This is a genomic window from Rhodopseudomonas sp. P1 (assembly GCF_039642825.1).
GTDB lineage: Bacteria > Pseudomonadota > Alphaproteobacteria > Rhizobiales > Xanthobacteraceae > Rhodopseudomonas > Rhodopseudomonas palustris_H.
In genome coordinates, this window is the sequence record NZ_CP088006.1 from 5,231,110 (window position 1) to 5,244,540 (window position 13,431).

Genomic DNA, 13,431 nt, shown 5'->3' on the forward strand with positions numbered 1-13,431 from the left:
CGCATCACTCTAGAGGAAGGTAGTAATGACGCAGATCTTCAAGGTGTATCAGGACGCGGCCAAGGCGCAGGCGGCCGTCGCGGAGCTCAAGGCCGCTTCGTTCAGCAACGCCGCGATCGTCTCCAGCGACAAGGACGGTACCTTGGTCACGGTCGACCCGCCGTTCGGCAAGGGTGGACAGGCCGACGCGATCCTCAACCGCCACGGCGCGATCCGCGACGTCTCCTCTCGCCACGGCAGCAGCGCTTCGCTGGTGGATTCGTCCGCCCGCTTGACCGGCGCGCCGCGGCTGACCGACTCCCGCACCACCCTCGGCGGCATTTTCCCCGAGCTGACCAGCCCGAACTTCTTCCTGTCCTCGATGTTCGGTCCGCTGCTGTCGGCGTCGCAGAAGCCGTGGTCGTCCCTCGCTTCGAGCCAGAAGCCGTGGTCGTCGCTGACCAAGAATCAGGACGCCAGGTCGTCGCTCGCCAGCAATCAGAAGGCCTCGGCTCAGCTGATCAACAACCCGGCGCCGTTCTCGTCGATGCTCGGCCTGCCGGTGCTGGCCGGTCGCTAATCGGCGATCGCCGATCACTTATTGAGTTGCTAGAAGCGCCGGCTTTGCCCGGCGCTTCTTTTTTGCGTCGCAACAATTTTGAATTAGATTAAAAATGACTTGCACGGCCAAGTAGGTTCCGGAATCAATCGATTAGTTCCGGGAGTACATATGCGTTCGCCGCACACAGAGTTCAGCATCCAGGGCACAGCGCCGACCGTCACCGCCGACTGGAGGCGCTTATCCCGGTCAACGACAGCAAGGACGCGATTAGTGCACCTTGCAACGGCGAGGTCCGCCTGATGTTGGAGCTCAGCCTGATCGGAATTATCGGACTCGCTGCGGTTTATGCGGCAGCGATGTGGTGGATGGGCCGCCACAGCGACGTATTGTACGGCGATTTTGTCAGCCCGGAAGGCGCCGCGTCGCTCGCACCGGCGAAGCCGGCCTCACTGCGGCAGCCACAGACGGCAGCCGTGATGGGGCCCCCTCGGAAAGCCGCAACTCGCCCACCCGTGGCAACCCGTGAAGTGCTCCCACCGGTTCGAAGCGCCGCTCATCCTCCGCCTCGGACATCCGCTGTGCCACAGCGACCGGCGCCGCCCGGACTAAACATCAAGTCTCAGCCTGCCGGAAATCGGCTTACCACGGCGCAACTGCTTTTACCGGCACCACTGCCGCCGGTCACACCTTCTGCTCAGCATCGCTCACCCAACAGACCGATCCCGGCACCTGCGCGCAGCCAAGCGCCTGCGCACAATGATGTGCTGAATTCGCTGCTGGAGACGATCAAGCACGACCTGAACAACGCGGTCGGCAAGTCCTGAGGCCGACCGCGAAAGGTCGTGTGACGATCAGTCGTGACGGGACATCACGCGGGCGTTGGCGTGCTGATGCTCGCCTTCATGACCGCTCGCGATTACTACGCCGAACAAAATCAGCACCGTCGACACTGCGGCCGCAGCCAACAGCAAGATGTCGAAAGTCATCATGGTGGTCGTCATTGCCGTACCCCCTGCAATGAAGCAGTAACTAAGCTTCCTGCTGATCGGCGGCGGCGGCGTTGACGCCGATCAACCGGAGCACACTCCGGATGCAGGCTGCCGTGCGCGCAGCGCAGAGCAAGCCGCCACAACGGCCCCAACTCCGGAATTGGCGCGCGATAGCGTACCGAACAACGCTGGTTTGGCGGAAGCCGCAACCGCTTCGCGGTAACCCGCAACAACAGCCGATCGGGATCAGGGAAAGGCGTAGGGAGGTTGGAGCGGGCGAAGGGAATCGAACCCTCGTATGCAGCTTGGGAAGCTGCCGTTCTACCATTGAACTACGCCCGCGCCGGGCGCCGCGCTGACGCGGCGACGGACTCTGATCTAGCCGAGACCGGGCGCGCCGCCAAGGGGCGATCATCGACGGGTGCCGCGCGCGACGCCGCAGCCCCCTCGCCGCAGGGCGCGGTCGACTCGTTAATGTTGTTAATAATTTGTTTACTTTCCAGATGCGTCCCCGCTTTTCGCTGGTATGGTTGTGACATGGCTGGGGCTGCCTATACGATCTTCGACACTATGATGGGCCGCTGCGCGATCGCATGGGATCGCGGCGGCGTGCTTGCCGTGCAGCTGGCCGAAAGCCGCGAGATCGATACCCGCCGCCAGCTGCTGCGGCTCTGCCCGGATGCCCGCGAGAGCCGTGCCGAGGCTTGGATCGAACCGGTGATCGACGGCATTGCGGCGGCGCTGCGCGGCGAGCCGTGGGATTTCTCCGACGTTGCGCTCGATCTCGGCGGGATTCCGACGTTCGATTGCCGCGTCTATGCGGCGGTCCGCGCAATCCCGCGCGGCGAGACGTTGACCTTTGCGGAGATCGCCAAGCAGCTCCGCGCCTCCGGCGCCGTGCATGCGGTCGGCCAGGCGATCCGGCGCAACCCGTTCGCCCTGATCGTGCCGTGCCACCGCGCGCTCGCAGCCGCAGGGGACACCAGCGGCATCTGCGCCAATGGCGGCGCCATCACCCGGCGGCGCCTGCTGTCGCTCGAAGGCGCGCTCGCCACCAGCGGCCCAAGCCTGTTCGACGTGCTGCTGCCGTTTGCCCCGCGGCAGGCTGACCGCTAGCGGACGATCGGCACGGCCGGCGGCTTTGGCCCCCAGCGCGTCACCAGCACGCTGAGCGCCGACGTCAGCCCGAGCAGCACCATCGATCCGGCGGCGAGCAGATAGAAGCTGCCGGTGCTGCCGTGGTGTTTGATCAGCAGCCAGCCGCCAATCACGACGAACAGCAGCCGCCCGGTCTGCGCCAGCACTGGTCCGAGCACCCTGGCGGCGCCCTGCGCGGAAAAATACATCGAGATCGCCAGCCCGATGAAGGCGTACATCGGCGCGGCCGCACGCAGATACTGCTCGCCGGCGAGCCGCACCGCTGTGTCGTCGGTGAACAGGTCGATCCAAAGGTGCGGGAAGATCGCGATCCCGGTGCCGACCACGCCGACGAACAGGAACGACACCAGCCCCGCCGTCCAGGCGATCTGCCGCGCCCGCTTCACCCGGCCGGCGCCGATCGCCATGCCGATCATCGGCACCGAGGCGATGCCGACCGCGAACGCGATCGAGGTCAGCATGAATTCGAGCCGGCCGCCGATGCCGTAGCCGGCCAGCACCGCCGTGCCGAAATGCGCCAGCATGTGGGTGAAGATCGTGATCGTCAGCACCGACTGCAGCGGCGAGAAGCACGACACCGCGCCGACCTTCAGGATGTCGACGAACATGCCGCGCTCGATCCGCAGGCCGGCGAGCCGCGGCTTCACCCCGGCGCGGCCGGAGAAGATCACCCAGGCCATCACTGCAGCGCCGATCGAGAACGCCGTCAGCGTGCCGGCAGCGACGCCCGGCATGCCGAACCGCGGGATCGGCCCGAAACCGAGGCCGAGCGCGCCGCCGAGCACGATCTGCAGCATCGCCGAACTCAGGATCATCAGCGACGGCAGCTTCATGTTGCCGGTGCCGCGCAGGATCGCCGCAAAGGTGTTCATCAGCCACGGCACCACCGCGCCGGCGAAGAAGATGTGCACGTAGCCGGCGGCCTGGCTCAGCACCGCGCCGCGGCCGCCGAGCAGCGCCAGCGCCCGCTCGCCGAACGTCAGCATCCCGACCGTGAACACCAGGCCGAAGCACAGCCCGATCAGCAGCGCGTGCATCGCCAGTGCCGCGGCGCGGTCGTCATCGCCGGAGCCGAGCGCCCGCGCGATCGCCGACGCGACGCCGCCGCCCATCGCGCCGCCGGACATCGTCATGGTCAGGATCACGAACGGAAACACCAGCGCCATCGCGGCAAGTGCCTCGGTGCCGAGCCGGCCGATATAGGAGGTCTCGGCGATCGCCACGCAGGTGCCGGCGGTCAACGCCACGACGTTTGGCCACGACAGCCGCAGCAGCGTGCGCAGGATGCCGTCGTCGAGCAGCGGATTTCTGGGGGGCGGAGGCGACGGCGCAGGCGGAGCCGGCGCGGCTTGCGCGACCGGTGGCAGCTCCGCCACGGCAATATCGGACATGCGTTTCCCCCGAGCCCGATCTTCGGCCGGGCGTCAGCCTTCCTATCACCGTTCCGGGCCGGCGCGATGGTCGCACCGCGCATGGCCACCCGCAGATAGGTCGGAACGGCTCAGCGCACCGTCCAAACCAGCGAGGCGGTGCGGTGATCGCCGGCCAGGCTGACAGCGATGCCCCGGCCGCACGCTGCGGCCAGCCCCTCGGCCAGACCTTCGAGCACCCGGACGCAGGCCGGATCGGCGTCGGCAACGCCGTCCATCAGTTTCCAGCCGCGCTGCCGCACTTCGAAGCCGCCGTCGACCTCGCGCAGCTCGACCTCATCACCCTGCGCATCGAGCAGCGCGCGCAGCATCGCGGCGAAGCCAGCGGCATCGCGGCCGGTGACGCCGAGCGCCGGTGCCAGCTCGTCGTAACTCTGCATCCCGATCAGCTTGCCGGTCAGATGCAGCAGATAGCCGCCATCGAGCGGGCCGAACAGCTGCACCAGGGTTGGGGCCGCGGTGCGGACATATTCCATCGCGTAGTTGCGATAGGCCTTCTCCAGCCGCGACTTCGGCCAGCTTTCGGCCGGAAGCGCCGGCGCCGCGGCCGGATCGAACAGCGGCGCTTCGAGATGGCGGGCGAATTGCAGTCGCTGATCCGGCTTGAGGGCGTGGTCGGCCTCGTAGTAATAGCCTTCCAATCCATCCTGGCCGTCGACGCTCTGTTTGGTGCAGACGAAGCCGAGCTTGAGATTGCCGAGCGCGACGCCATTGTTGGCGTGCCAGCCGCGCAGCATCGCCTTCGATACCTCCGAAGGCACGCCGCAGATCGCGGTGCCGCGCCAGATCCAGCGCGGCGGCGGATAGCGGATCCACGCCTTGCGATCGGTTTCGTACATGTATTCGACATGCACGCCGCCGATCCAGTTCGACAGATAGTGATACTGCGCCGCCGCGACCGCCGGCGGCAGATCGCTGAGCCCAAGCTTGGCGAGGCCGGAGACGAACCGTTCCTGCTGCTGACGGCGAAACACCCGGAATACGAATTCGGCGGCATCCGCCGTGCCGCGGCGGCTGACCAGAGACAGGACCAAGCCGGTGAACACCGCATGATACAGATCGGCGACGCCGCGCCATGCGCGCGACCGCACCGCCTGCGCGGTCTCGGACGCTTCTCCCATCGGCTCTCTTCCCGTTGTCGTTCTTGTTCGTGGTTTCTGCCGCAGCCGCCCTGCGACCAGCCGTCTCACTGATTTTCACGGGTGGGACTTGAACACAACCCCGCTTCCGACATTGCCATTGTTCAGTTCCTCCCGTGGAGATTTGTCGATGCGCCGATCGCTTCCAACCAGCCGGCTCGCCCTGTGCCTCGCCCTGGTGCTGCCGCTCGCGGCCTGCGGCGATCAGTCCAATCTGGCGCAGGGCGAGGATTTCGGCCCCTCGCCGACGCTGCCGAAGCCGGCGAACACGCTGTTGCCGACGGTCAATATCGCCAAGGCGGTGGGCTGGTCGGAGGGCGCCACGCCGAAACCGGCCGAGGGACTTGCGGTGACGGCGTTCGCGAGGGGGCTCGATCACCCGCGCACGATCCACGTGCTGCCGAACGGCGACGTGCTGGTGGCAGAAACCAACGCGCCGGAACGCCCCGAAGAGGGCAAGGGCCTCAAGCGCCGGGTCGCCGAGTACGTCATGGGGCAGGCCGGCGCCCGGACGCCAAGCGCCAACCGCATCACCCTGCTGCGCGATGCCGACGGCGACGGCGTCGCCGAGATCCGCGAGACGTTCCTCCAGGGCCTCAATTCGCCGTTCGGCATGGCGCTGGTCGGTAACGACTTCTACGTCGCCAACACCGATGCGATCGTGCGTTTCCCCTACAATCCGGGCGACACCCGGATCACCGCAGCGGGCGAAAAGCTGGCCGATCTGCCGGCCGGCCCGCTCAATCATCACTGGACCAAGGATCTCGTCGCCAGCCCGGACGGCAGCAAGCTGTACGCGACCTCCGGCTCCAACAGCAACGCCGCCGAACACGGCATGGCGGTCGAGGAAAACCGCGCCGCCGTGATCGAGGTCGACCGGGAGAGCGGCGCGACGCGGCTGTTCGCGTCCGGCCTGCGCAACCCTAACGGTCCGGCCTTTCATCCCGAGACCGGCGAATTGTGGGTGGTCGTCAACGAGCGCGACGAGATCGGCAGCGACCTCGTGCCCGATTACATGACTTCGGTGAAGGACGGCGGATTCTACGGCTGGCCGTACAGCTACTTCGGCCAGCACGTCGATGACCGCGTCAAGCCGCCGCGGCCGGATCTGGTCGAGAAAGCGATCGTGCCGGACTACGCGCTGGGCAACCACACGGCCTCGCTCGGGCTCGCCTTCAACACCAGCGATCTGTTTCCCGACGCGATGAAGGGCGGTGCCTTCGTCGGCCAACACGGCTCGTGGAATCGCAAGCCGCACTCCGGCTACAAGGTGATCTTCATCCCGTTCGAAGGCGGCAAACCGTCCGGGCCACCGCGCGACGTTCTGGCCGGCTTCCTCAACGCCGACGAACAGGCGCAGGGCCGCCCGGTCGGTGTCGCGCTGGACCAGCGCGGCGCGCTGCTGGTCGCCGACGACGTCGGCAACGCGATCTGGCGGGTGACCCCGGCGGGTACTGAGGCAGCGTCCAATTGAACGGCCGCAAACCGACTGGAGCGGGCTCGATCGCGGTCATTCGGAGAGACTGGAGTCCTGCGCGACCAATCGTAGACGCTCCCGAAATCGCGGCCGTCAGAGTCACGACGATTGCGTTGTGGCGACGGCCAGCCCCGGCCAGACGAGAAACTGCTCGGCACTGACCTTCGTGACCGGCAATGTCTTCATGCTAGAACGATAGCATCCGGCTCGAACACAGCCAAGGCGATGAAGGAGCGGGATAGTCCGCCTCACGCCTTGAAGTGCTTGCTCAGCTTCAGGCCCTGGGCCTGGTAGTTGGAGCCGATGCGCTGGCCGTACATCGCGTCGGGGCGCGACAGCATCTTTTCGTAGATCAGGCGGCCGACGATTTGGCCATGCTCGAGAATGAACGGCACTTCGCGCGAGCGAACTTCCAGCACCGCACGGGCACCCGATCCGCCGGCGCCTTCGTAACCGAAGCCGGGATCGAAGAAGCCGGCATAGTGCACGCGGAATTCGCCGACCAAGGGATCGAACGGCACCATCTCGGCGGCGTAGTCCGGCGGCACCTGCACGGCTTCCTTCGAAGCCAGGATGTAGAATTCGCCGGGATCGAGGATCAGCGTGCCGTCGGGGCGGGCCGCGATCGGCTCCCAGAACTCGCCGACCGCATAGCCGCCGCGGCGATCGATATCGACGACGCCGGTGTGGCGCTTGGCGCGGTAGCCGACAAAACCGTCGGAGTTCTCGCCCGAGAGATCGACGCTGAGCGCGACGCCGCCGGTGAGGTCCGCGTCGTCGGCATCGACCAGCCGCTCGGCGTCGTGCAACGCGTCGAGCTCGTCCTGCTCCAGCGTGGCCTGGCCGACGCGGAAGCGCACCTGCGACAGCCGCGAGCCTTCGCGGAGCAGCACCGGGAAGGTCTTCGGGCTGATCTCGGCATAGAGCGGGCCGTGATAGCCGGCGCCGATCATGTCGAAGCGGCGGGTGCCGTCGGCGATCACCCGGGTGAATACGTCGAGCCGGCCGGTCGAGCTTTTCGGATTGGCGGCGGCCACGATGTGGCGCGGCATCGCCAGGCTTTCGAGCAGCGGCACGATATAGACGCAGTTGGTCTCCAGCACAGCGCCGTCCGACAGGTCGATCTCGTGCAGCTTCAGCTCGTCGATCCGCTCCGCCACGGTGCAGTCCGGCCCCGGCAGGAAGCTGGCGCGCACCCGGTAGGCGATCGGCCCGAGTCGCAGGTCGAGGCTGGCCGGCTGGATCTGGCTCTCGACGAACGGATAGTCCGGCAGGATCAGGCCCGACTCCGTCATCGCCGCGATCATGCGGTCGGGCAGAATTCCGTTGGCGTCGGGCGGCAGGGTGAACGGCACGATGTCGGTCCTTCGGAGCGCAAGCCATGCCCTCCGGGAAACTCAGATACGAGCTTCAACCGCTAGCCGAAGCCCGGCTTGACGGGAAGAGTACGGAGGATTAAGAGCCCGACTTATCCCGTGGTGATTTGAGCCGGCCGGCTTGCAGCCACGTTAAACAAGTCGCTAAACAGGCCGGGGACGTTGTGGTCCCGGCCCGAGGGTTGAGCCCCAGGCCGGTTTTTTTGTGCCCGCATCGTCCGATGTGGGCACGCTGGAGACCACATGTCCGAGTCCAAACCGACCATTCCCGTTCCCGCCACGGCCCATTTCCGCCGCGAGACCCGCCTGGTGCATTCCGGCAGCTTGCGCTCGCAATTCGGTGAGACGTCCGAGGCGCTGTTCCTGACCCAGGGCTTCGTCTACGAGAGCGCCGAGCAGTGCGAAGCGCGCTTCACCGGCGACGACGCCGGCTTCCAATATTCGCGGTTCTCGAACCCGACCGTGTTCAGCTTCGAGCAGCGGATGGCGGAGTTCGAGGGCGCCGAAGCGGCGCGCTCGGCCTCCACCGGCATGGCGGCGGTGACCGCCGCGATGCTGGCGCCGCTGCGCGCGGGCGATCACGTCGTCGCCTCCAAGGCGATGTTCGGCTCGTGCCGCTACGTCGTCGAAGACTTGCTACCGCGCTACGGCATCGAGTCGACGCTGGTCGACGGCCTCGATCTCGACCAGTGGCAGCGCGCGGTCCGGCCGAACACCAAGACGTTCTTCCTCGAGAGCCCGACCAACCCGACCCTCGACGTGCTGGACATCGGCGCGATCGCCGAGATTGCGCATGCCGCCGGGGCACGGCTCGTGGTCGACAACGTGTTCGCGACGCCGATCTGGCAGAGCCCGCTGCAGCTCGGTGCCGACGTCGTGGTGTACTCCGCCACCAAGCACATCGACGGCCAGGGCCGCTGTCTCGGCGGCGTGGTGCTGTCGTCGCAGGCGTTCATCGAAGAACACATCCAGATGTATCTGCGCCAGACCGGCCCGTCGCTGTCGCCGTTCAACGCCTGGGTGCTGCTGAAGGGCCTGGAAACGCTGGCAGTCCGGGTCGAGAAGCAGACCTCCAATGCGGCCGCGATCGCCGATGCGCTGGCTGGCCATCCGAAGGTGCCGCGCCTAGTGTATCCGGGCCGCGCCGATCACCCGCAGGCCGCCACGGTGAAAAAGCAGATGGGCGCCGGCTCGACGCTGGTCGGCTTCGAAGTGAAGGGCGGCAAGGCCGAGGCGTTCCGCTTCCTCAATGCGCTGCAGCTGGTGAAGATCAGCAACAATCTCGGCGACGCCAAGAGCCTCGTCACCCATCCGGCGACGACGACGCATCAGCGGCTGAAGCCGGAAGCGCGCGCCGAACTCGGCATCAGCGAAGGCTTCATCCGGCTGTCGGCCGGCCTCGAACACAAAGACGATCTGATCGAGGATCTGCTCGCCGCGCTCGACAAGGTGTGAGCGAGCCGCCGTCGGCAGCAACGTAAAGTATCGGGCGACGCAAAGCGTCGTCCGGGACTGTTTCGGTAACGTCGTGACCGGCGGTTACGTGACGTCGATCAGGTGATTGCGCGCGCGATGACCGCAGTCATCGCGTCGTTCGTTACATCGGCCGGAATGCCGTGACGTCGCTCGGACCGGCGGTGCCGAGGCGGACCTGGTCGACCGAGCGGATGATGCCGTCGCCGAGCAGCTGCGCGAAGCAGGCGTAGCCCCAATCGTTCATGTGCAACCCGTCGGCGATGACGAACTTGTCGAACGGGATGGCCTGCTGCTCGTGCCATTCCTTCATCACTTCGAACCGCGGGAAAATGCCGACACGGCGCAGCTCGGCGAGCCGGCCGAGCGCCTTGATCATCTTGCCGGCGTTCTCGCCGCGTTCGTTGACGCGCGGCACGTATTGCGGATCGACCAGCACGATATCGGCACCGGCGGACTGGATCGCCTTGATGCCGTCGTCGACCAGCTTGCCGGTGTCGGCCGGATCGAGGTTGCGCAGGATCGCGTTGGTGCCGACCTGCCAGATCACCAGATCGGGCTTCGCATCCAGCACCGTCGACTTCAGCCGCCGCATCATTTCGGGCGCGTCTTCGCCGCCCTTGCCGCTGTTGACCACGGTGATGTCGGAGGCCGGATAATGGCGGCGGAGCTGGGCCGCCAGCCGGTTCGGATAATTGAAGGCCGGCGACGTCGACCCGTAGCCCTGGGTGGAGGACGAGCCGAATGCCACGATCACCACCGGGCGGTGATCGGCCAGCTTGCGCGCCACCCGCGGCAAAGCTCCGATCGACTTGGCGCCGCCCTTCGGCGGCAGGCAGGGCACTCGGCCGAGGATGTCACCGGCCTGCTTGGCGACATCTTTGATCTTGTCGAGCGCGGCGCCCGCGACGGTTTTCTTGCGCTCGAGCGTAGAAACATCGACCTCGCCCTCGCCGGGCGCCACGACCGGCGCCGCCTCGGCAGCTGGCGGGGCTGGCTCCGATGGGGTCTGCGCGAAGCTTTGCGGAGGAGCGATCAGGAGGGACGCCGTCGCCAAAAACGCCGCGACGGCGGTCGATCTCAAAGGGCCGGAAACTCTCATTAACGCTGGGTCCTTGCCTCCGCCGGATCGGTCTGCGCAGCCTCGATGACGAATGCCATCAGCGCGCGCGCCAGGCAGTTGTGCACGCGCAGCGCCAGATCAATCCCCGGCGCCGGGCTGAACAGATCGAATTCGCCCGTCTCGTTCCAGTGGCGCATCAGAGAGAAGCGGTCGAACAGCGGGACGTCGTGTTCCTGCGCCACCACCCGCATCGCGTCGAGATACGGCGCCGGATTGATCATGGTCTCGGTGCGGGGACTATACTGCAAATTCATCAAGATGATGTCAGAGCCGGCCTGCTTCACCGCATCGATGCCCTGCCCCAACGCGGTGCGGAAATCGTCCGGGTCGATCGAGCGGATCGCGTCGAACGTGCCGGTCTGCCAGATCACCAGCACAGGCTTGCGTTCGGCGACCAGCGCCGCCAGCCCGGTGGCAATGTCGGCCGCGGTGCGCTTCGGCCGCATCTCGACCATCACGTTGATCGTCACGCCCGGGAAACGGTCGCGCAGCAGGGTCTGCAACCGGCCGGGATACGAGCTGTTTTCGGCCGACAGGATGGTGGAAGAACGGCTGCCGACCACCAGGATGTCGAGCTTGTGGGTGGTCTTCAGCGCCGCGGCGACGCCCTTCAGCTTGGCTTCGCTGGCCAGCAGATAGGCTGGCGGAACACAGGTGGGAGCATCCTCGGCGACGGCTGCGCGGGGCGACAAGCCGACCGCCGTGAGCAGCGCCACGGCCACCATCCACTTCAAGCCGGCCATCGCCACGGCCTTCATGCTGCATCGCCTCCTGCGAGGTCGGCGTCCGGTGGTGGTCGCGCCCCGGCCTTGCTCGCCACATTCTTGTACCACGAGAACAGCCACGCAGCGGCAGACATGATGCAAATCCCTGTCACACTGACGAAGAAATGCAGCACCGCGCCGCCGGAGACCTCCGCCAGGATGAAATAGCCGGCGAAAGCGAGAAAGATGCCAATGCAGAAGATCTCGAGCGAGTGCTGGCCGCACAGGATCAAGGGCCGCAACCAGGGCGAGTTCAAGGCCGGCCAGTCGCGCGGAATGAACCGCACCGTCAGGGCCGCCAGCGCCAGGAAGTGCGCGAACCGCAGCACGTCGAGGTTCGGCTTGTCGATCGGGTACATCCACTGCTCGAGCCATTTCGGCAGGGTGTGGAACAATTGCGGCGTGTACCAGGTCAGCGTGACGTAGAACGCCGCCACCAGATAAGCGGCCGCCAGCCACAGCGTGACCTTCGACGCCAGCACCCGCGACAGCCGCTTGGCTCCGCCCATCGCGCACCAGGCGCCGAACACGAACAGCAACTGCCAGGCGTACGGATTGAACACCCAGGCACCGCTCGGATATGCGGTCAGATGCAGGTCGAACTGCCAGGTCGCGGCGTACAGCAGCGTCGCCAGCCCCAGCGTGATGTCGGGCCATCGCCGCATCAGCCACAGGATCGGCGGCAGGAAGAACATCAGCACGATGTACAGCGGCAGCACGTCCATATTGACGGGGCGAAACCGCAGCAGCAGCGCCTGCACAATGGTGACGTCGGGCTGTTTGAGGAAGTCGAGGATGCCCATTTCCTCGGAGTACAGCGGGTTCTGGAAGCTGGTGGCGACGTAGGAGATCTCGGCCAGGAAGATCGTGAACAGGAACACGTGCGCGACGTAGATCTGCCAGACCCGCTTCAGGATGCGCGCCGCCGCGACCACGAAGCCGAGCTCGGTCATCGCCTTGCCGTACACGAAGGCCGCCGTGTAGCCGGAGATGAAGATGAAGATCTCGGTGGCGTCGGAAAAACCGTAATTCCGCAGCGTGAACCAGGTCAGCACGTTGGCCGGCAGGTGATCGATGAAGATGAGCCACAGCGCCAGACCGCGAAACAGATCCAGCCGCAATTCCCGCTTCGGCGCCGGCTTGCGTGGCGGCGGGGTCGCCGGCCGCGATGGCGGCGCAGCCGGCTCGGCCGGCGGACCGCCTGCGGGCGGCGCACCGGTGATCGGCTCGGCAACGGTGGTGACGGGAGGAGTCATGCGGCTCCATTGCGGCGCGCAATGCGCCTGTCGTTGCTATAGCAGCCGAGCTGCCGGCGGCGAAGGTCTGACGGCATTCGGCGGACACCCTGACGCAGCCATGAAGGGCGCCGCTCCGGCGCGGCCGCTGGCTAACGCGGAACTATGTTGAAACCGCGGAGGCCCGCGACCACAACCTGAAAGTCGTTCCGAACGACTGGTTTCAACGCTGATTTTCGCTATATTTGGGCCAAGAGCTGGAAATCGAGCATGTACCGCGCCGTCACCCGCCGGATCGAAGTGACCGTTGAGCCCAATTATCTGCCGGAGCGTTCCTCGGCGGAGAACCGGCAGTATTTTTGGTCCTACACCGTGGTGATCACCAATTCGGGCGAAGAAACCGTCAAGCTGCGCACCCGGCATTGGGTGATCACCGACGCCTCTGGCCGAACCCAGGAAGTGCGCGGCGAAGGCGTGGTCGGCGAACAGCCGGTGCTCGCGCCGGGCGAACGGTTCGAATATACCAGCGGCGTCCCCCTCCCGACCGCCTCCGGCTTCATGGCCGGCCGCTATCAGATGGAAACCGAAGCGGGCGAAAAATTCGAGATCGACGTCCCGCCGTTTTCGCTCGATAGCCCGGAAGGGAAAAGGACGCTGAACTGATCGTGCGCTCGTAGCCTGGGTGGAGCGGAGCGAAACCCAGGTGAGACTCCGCACGCCGTGATG

General features: G+C 66.3%; 12 protein-coding genes, 1 tRNA gene and 1 riboswitch. Of the genes, 5 read left to right on the top strand and 8 right to left on the bottom strand.

Translation table 11 applies throughout. The features are described 5' to 3' along the window. Window positions 1-25: 25 nt before the first annotated feature. Entirely contained in the window at window positions 26-559 is a 534-nt protein-coding gene (locus tag LRC39_RS24175) for a hypothetical protein (protein ID WP_346295908.1), read from the top strand. An 833-nt stretch (window positions 560-1,392) separates the two neighbouring features. Here the strand turns inward: LRC39_RS24175 and LRC39_RS24180 are convergent. Both LRC39_RS24180 and LRC39_RS24185 read right to left on the bottom strand, forming a co-directional pair. Then, window positions 1,393-1,542, bottom strand: a complete 150-nt coding sequence (locus LRC39_RS24180; protein ID WP_159059388.1) for a hypothetical protein — start codon at window positions 1,540-1,542, stop codon at window positions 1,393-1,395. A gap of 256 nt (window positions 1,543-1,798) precedes the next feature. Next, a tRNA-Gly gene (locus LRC39_RS24185) sits at window positions 1,799-1,872 on the bottom strand. A 195-nt stretch (window positions 1,873-2,067) separates the two neighbouring features. Here LRC39_RS24185 and LRC39_RS24190 point away from each other — a divergent pair. Then, window positions 2,068-2,646 (top strand): methylated-DNA--[protein]-cysteine S-methyltransferase, encoded by a 579-nt coding sequence (locus LRC39_RS24190; protein ID WP_346295909.1) that lies wholly within the window; start codon window positions 2,068-2,070, stop codon window positions 2,644-2,646. Here the strand turns inward: LRC39_RS24190 and LRC39_RS24195 are convergent. Continuing rightward, complete coding sequence (locus LRC39_RS24195) at window positions 2,643-4,079, bottom strand: MATE family efflux transporter (protein WP_346295910.1); 1,437 nt, start codon at window positions 4,077-4,079, stop codon at window positions 2,643-2,645. The two genes, LRC39_RS24190 and LRC39_RS24195, sit on opposite strands and share 4 nt — an antisense overlap. Before the next feature lie 110 nt (window positions 4,080-4,189). Next, on the bottom strand, window positions 4,190-5,239 hold the full coding sequence (locus LRC39_RS24200) for a hypothetical protein (protein WP_346295911.1): 1,050 nt from the start codon (window positions 5,237-5,239) through the stop codon (window positions 4,190-4,192). Between the two features lie 148 nt (window positions 5,240-5,387). On the opposite strand from LRC39_RS24200, the gene LRC39_RS24205 reads away from it, so the two are divergent. Further along, a complete protein-coding gene (locus tag LRC39_RS24205) occupies window positions 5,388-6,731 on the top strand; it encodes a PQQ-dependent sugar dehydrogenase (RefSeq protein WP_346295912.1) in 1,344 nt (447 codons plus the stop codon). Window positions 6,732-6,982: 251 nt separating this feature from the next. Here LRC39_RS24205 and LRC39_RS24210 read toward each other — a convergent pair whose 3' ends face one another. Next, window positions 6,983-8,089, bottom strand: a complete 1,107-nt coding sequence (locus LRC39_RS24210; RefSeq protein WP_107346300.1) for a 2'-deoxycytidine 5'-triphosphate deaminase — start codon at window positions 8,087-8,089, stop codon at window positions 6,983-6,985. A gap of 110 nt (window positions 8,090-8,199) precedes the next feature. Then, window positions 8,200-8,279, top strand: a riboswitch (SAM riboswitch). A 74-nt stretch (window positions 8,280-8,353) separates the two neighbouring features. Between LRC39_RS24210 and LRC39_RS24215 the strand changes: the two genes are divergently transcribed. After that, window positions 8,354-9,565: an O-succinylhomoserine sulfhydrylase gene (locus LRC39_RS24215; protein WP_346295913.1), complete on the top strand. Its 1,212-nt coding sequence runs from the start codon at window positions 8,354-8,356 to the stop codon at window positions 9,563-9,565. A 142-nt stretch (window positions 9,566-9,707) separates the two neighbouring features. Here LRC39_RS24215 and LRC39_RS24220 read toward each other — a convergent pair whose 3' ends face one another. The 3 genes from LRC39_RS24220 to LRC39_RS24230 are packed head-to-tail and all read right to left on the bottom strand — an operon-like array spanning window position 9,708 to window position 12,726. After that, entirely contained in the window at window positions 9,708-10,685 is a 978-nt protein-coding gene (locus LRC39_RS24220) for an SGNH/GDSL hydrolase family protein (RefSeq protein ID WP_346295914.1), read from the bottom strand. Continuing rightward, on the bottom strand, window positions 10,685-11,464 hold the full coding sequence (locus LRC39_RS24225; protein ID WP_107346303.1) for an SGNH/GDSL hydrolase family protein: 780 nt from the start codon (window positions 11,462-11,464) through the stop codon (window positions 10,685-10,687). Before LRC39_RS24225 ends, LRC39_RS24220 begins: the two co-directional genes overlap by 1 nt. After that, window positions 11,461-12,726, bottom strand: coding sequence for an OpgC domain-containing protein (locus tag LRC39_RS24230; RefSeq protein WP_107357285.1), 1,266 nt, complete (start codon window positions 12,724-12,726; stop codon window positions 11,461-11,463). Before LRC39_RS24230 ends, LRC39_RS24225 begins: the two co-directional genes overlap by 4 nt. Before the next feature lie 249 nt (window positions 12,727-12,975). Between LRC39_RS24230 and apaG the strand changes: the two genes are divergently transcribed. Beyond that, on the top strand, window positions 12,976-13,368 hold the full coding sequence (gene apaG / locus LRC39_RS24235) for a Co2+/Mg2+ efflux protein ApaG (RefSeq protein ID WP_011160302.1): 393 nt from the start codon (window positions 12,976-12,978) through the stop codon (window positions 13,366-13,368). The last annotated feature ends 63 nt before the right edge of the window (window positions 13,369-13,431 follow it).

Excerpts from the sequence above, each read along its gene's own strand:
- LRC39_RS24175 (WP_346295908.1), top strand. The coding sequence starts at position 26 with ATGACGCAGATCTTCAAGGTGTATCAGGACGCGGCCAAGGCGCAGGCG.
- LRC39_RS24180 (WP_159059388.1), bottom strand. The coding sequence starts at position 1,542 with ATGACGACCACCATGATGACTTTCGACATCTTGCTGTTGGCTGCGGCC.
- LRC39_RS24190 (WP_346295909.1), top strand. The coding sequence starts at position 2,068 with ATGGCTGGGGCTGCCTATACGATCTTCGACACTATGATGGGCCGCTGC.
- LRC39_RS24195 (WP_346295910.1), bottom strand. The coding sequence starts at position 4,079 with ATGTCCGATATTGCCGTGGCGGAGCTGCCACCGGTCGCGCAAGCCGCG.
- LRC39_RS24200 (WP_346295911.1), bottom strand. The coding sequence starts at position 5,239 with ATGGGAGAAGCGTCCGAGACCGCGCAGGCGGTGCGGTCGCGCGCATGG.
- LRC39_RS24205 (WP_346295912.1), top strand. The coding sequence starts at position 5,388 with ATGCGCCGATCGCTTCCAACCAGCCGGCTCGCCCTGTGCCTCGCCCTG.
- LRC39_RS24215 (WP_346295913.1), top strand. The coding sequence starts at position 8,354 with ATGTCCGAGTCCAAACCGACCATTCCCGTTCCCGCCACGGCCCATTTC.
- LRC39_RS24220 (WP_346295914.1), bottom strand. The coding sequence starts at position 10,685 with ATGAGAGTTTCCGGCCCTTTGAGATCGACCGCCGTCGCGGCGTTTTTG.
- LRC39_RS24225 (WP_107346303.1), bottom strand. The coding sequence starts at position 11,464 with ATGAAGGCCGTGGCGATGGCCGGCTTGAAGTGGATGGTGGCCGTGGCG.
- LRC39_RS24230 (WP_107357285.1), bottom strand. The coding sequence starts at position 12,726 with ATGACTCCTCCCGTCACCACCGTTGCCGAGCCGATCACCGGTGCGCCG.
- apaG (WP_011160302.1), top strand. The coding sequence starts at position 12,976 with ATGTACCGCGCCGTCACCCGCCGGATCGAAGTGACCGTTGAGCCCAAT.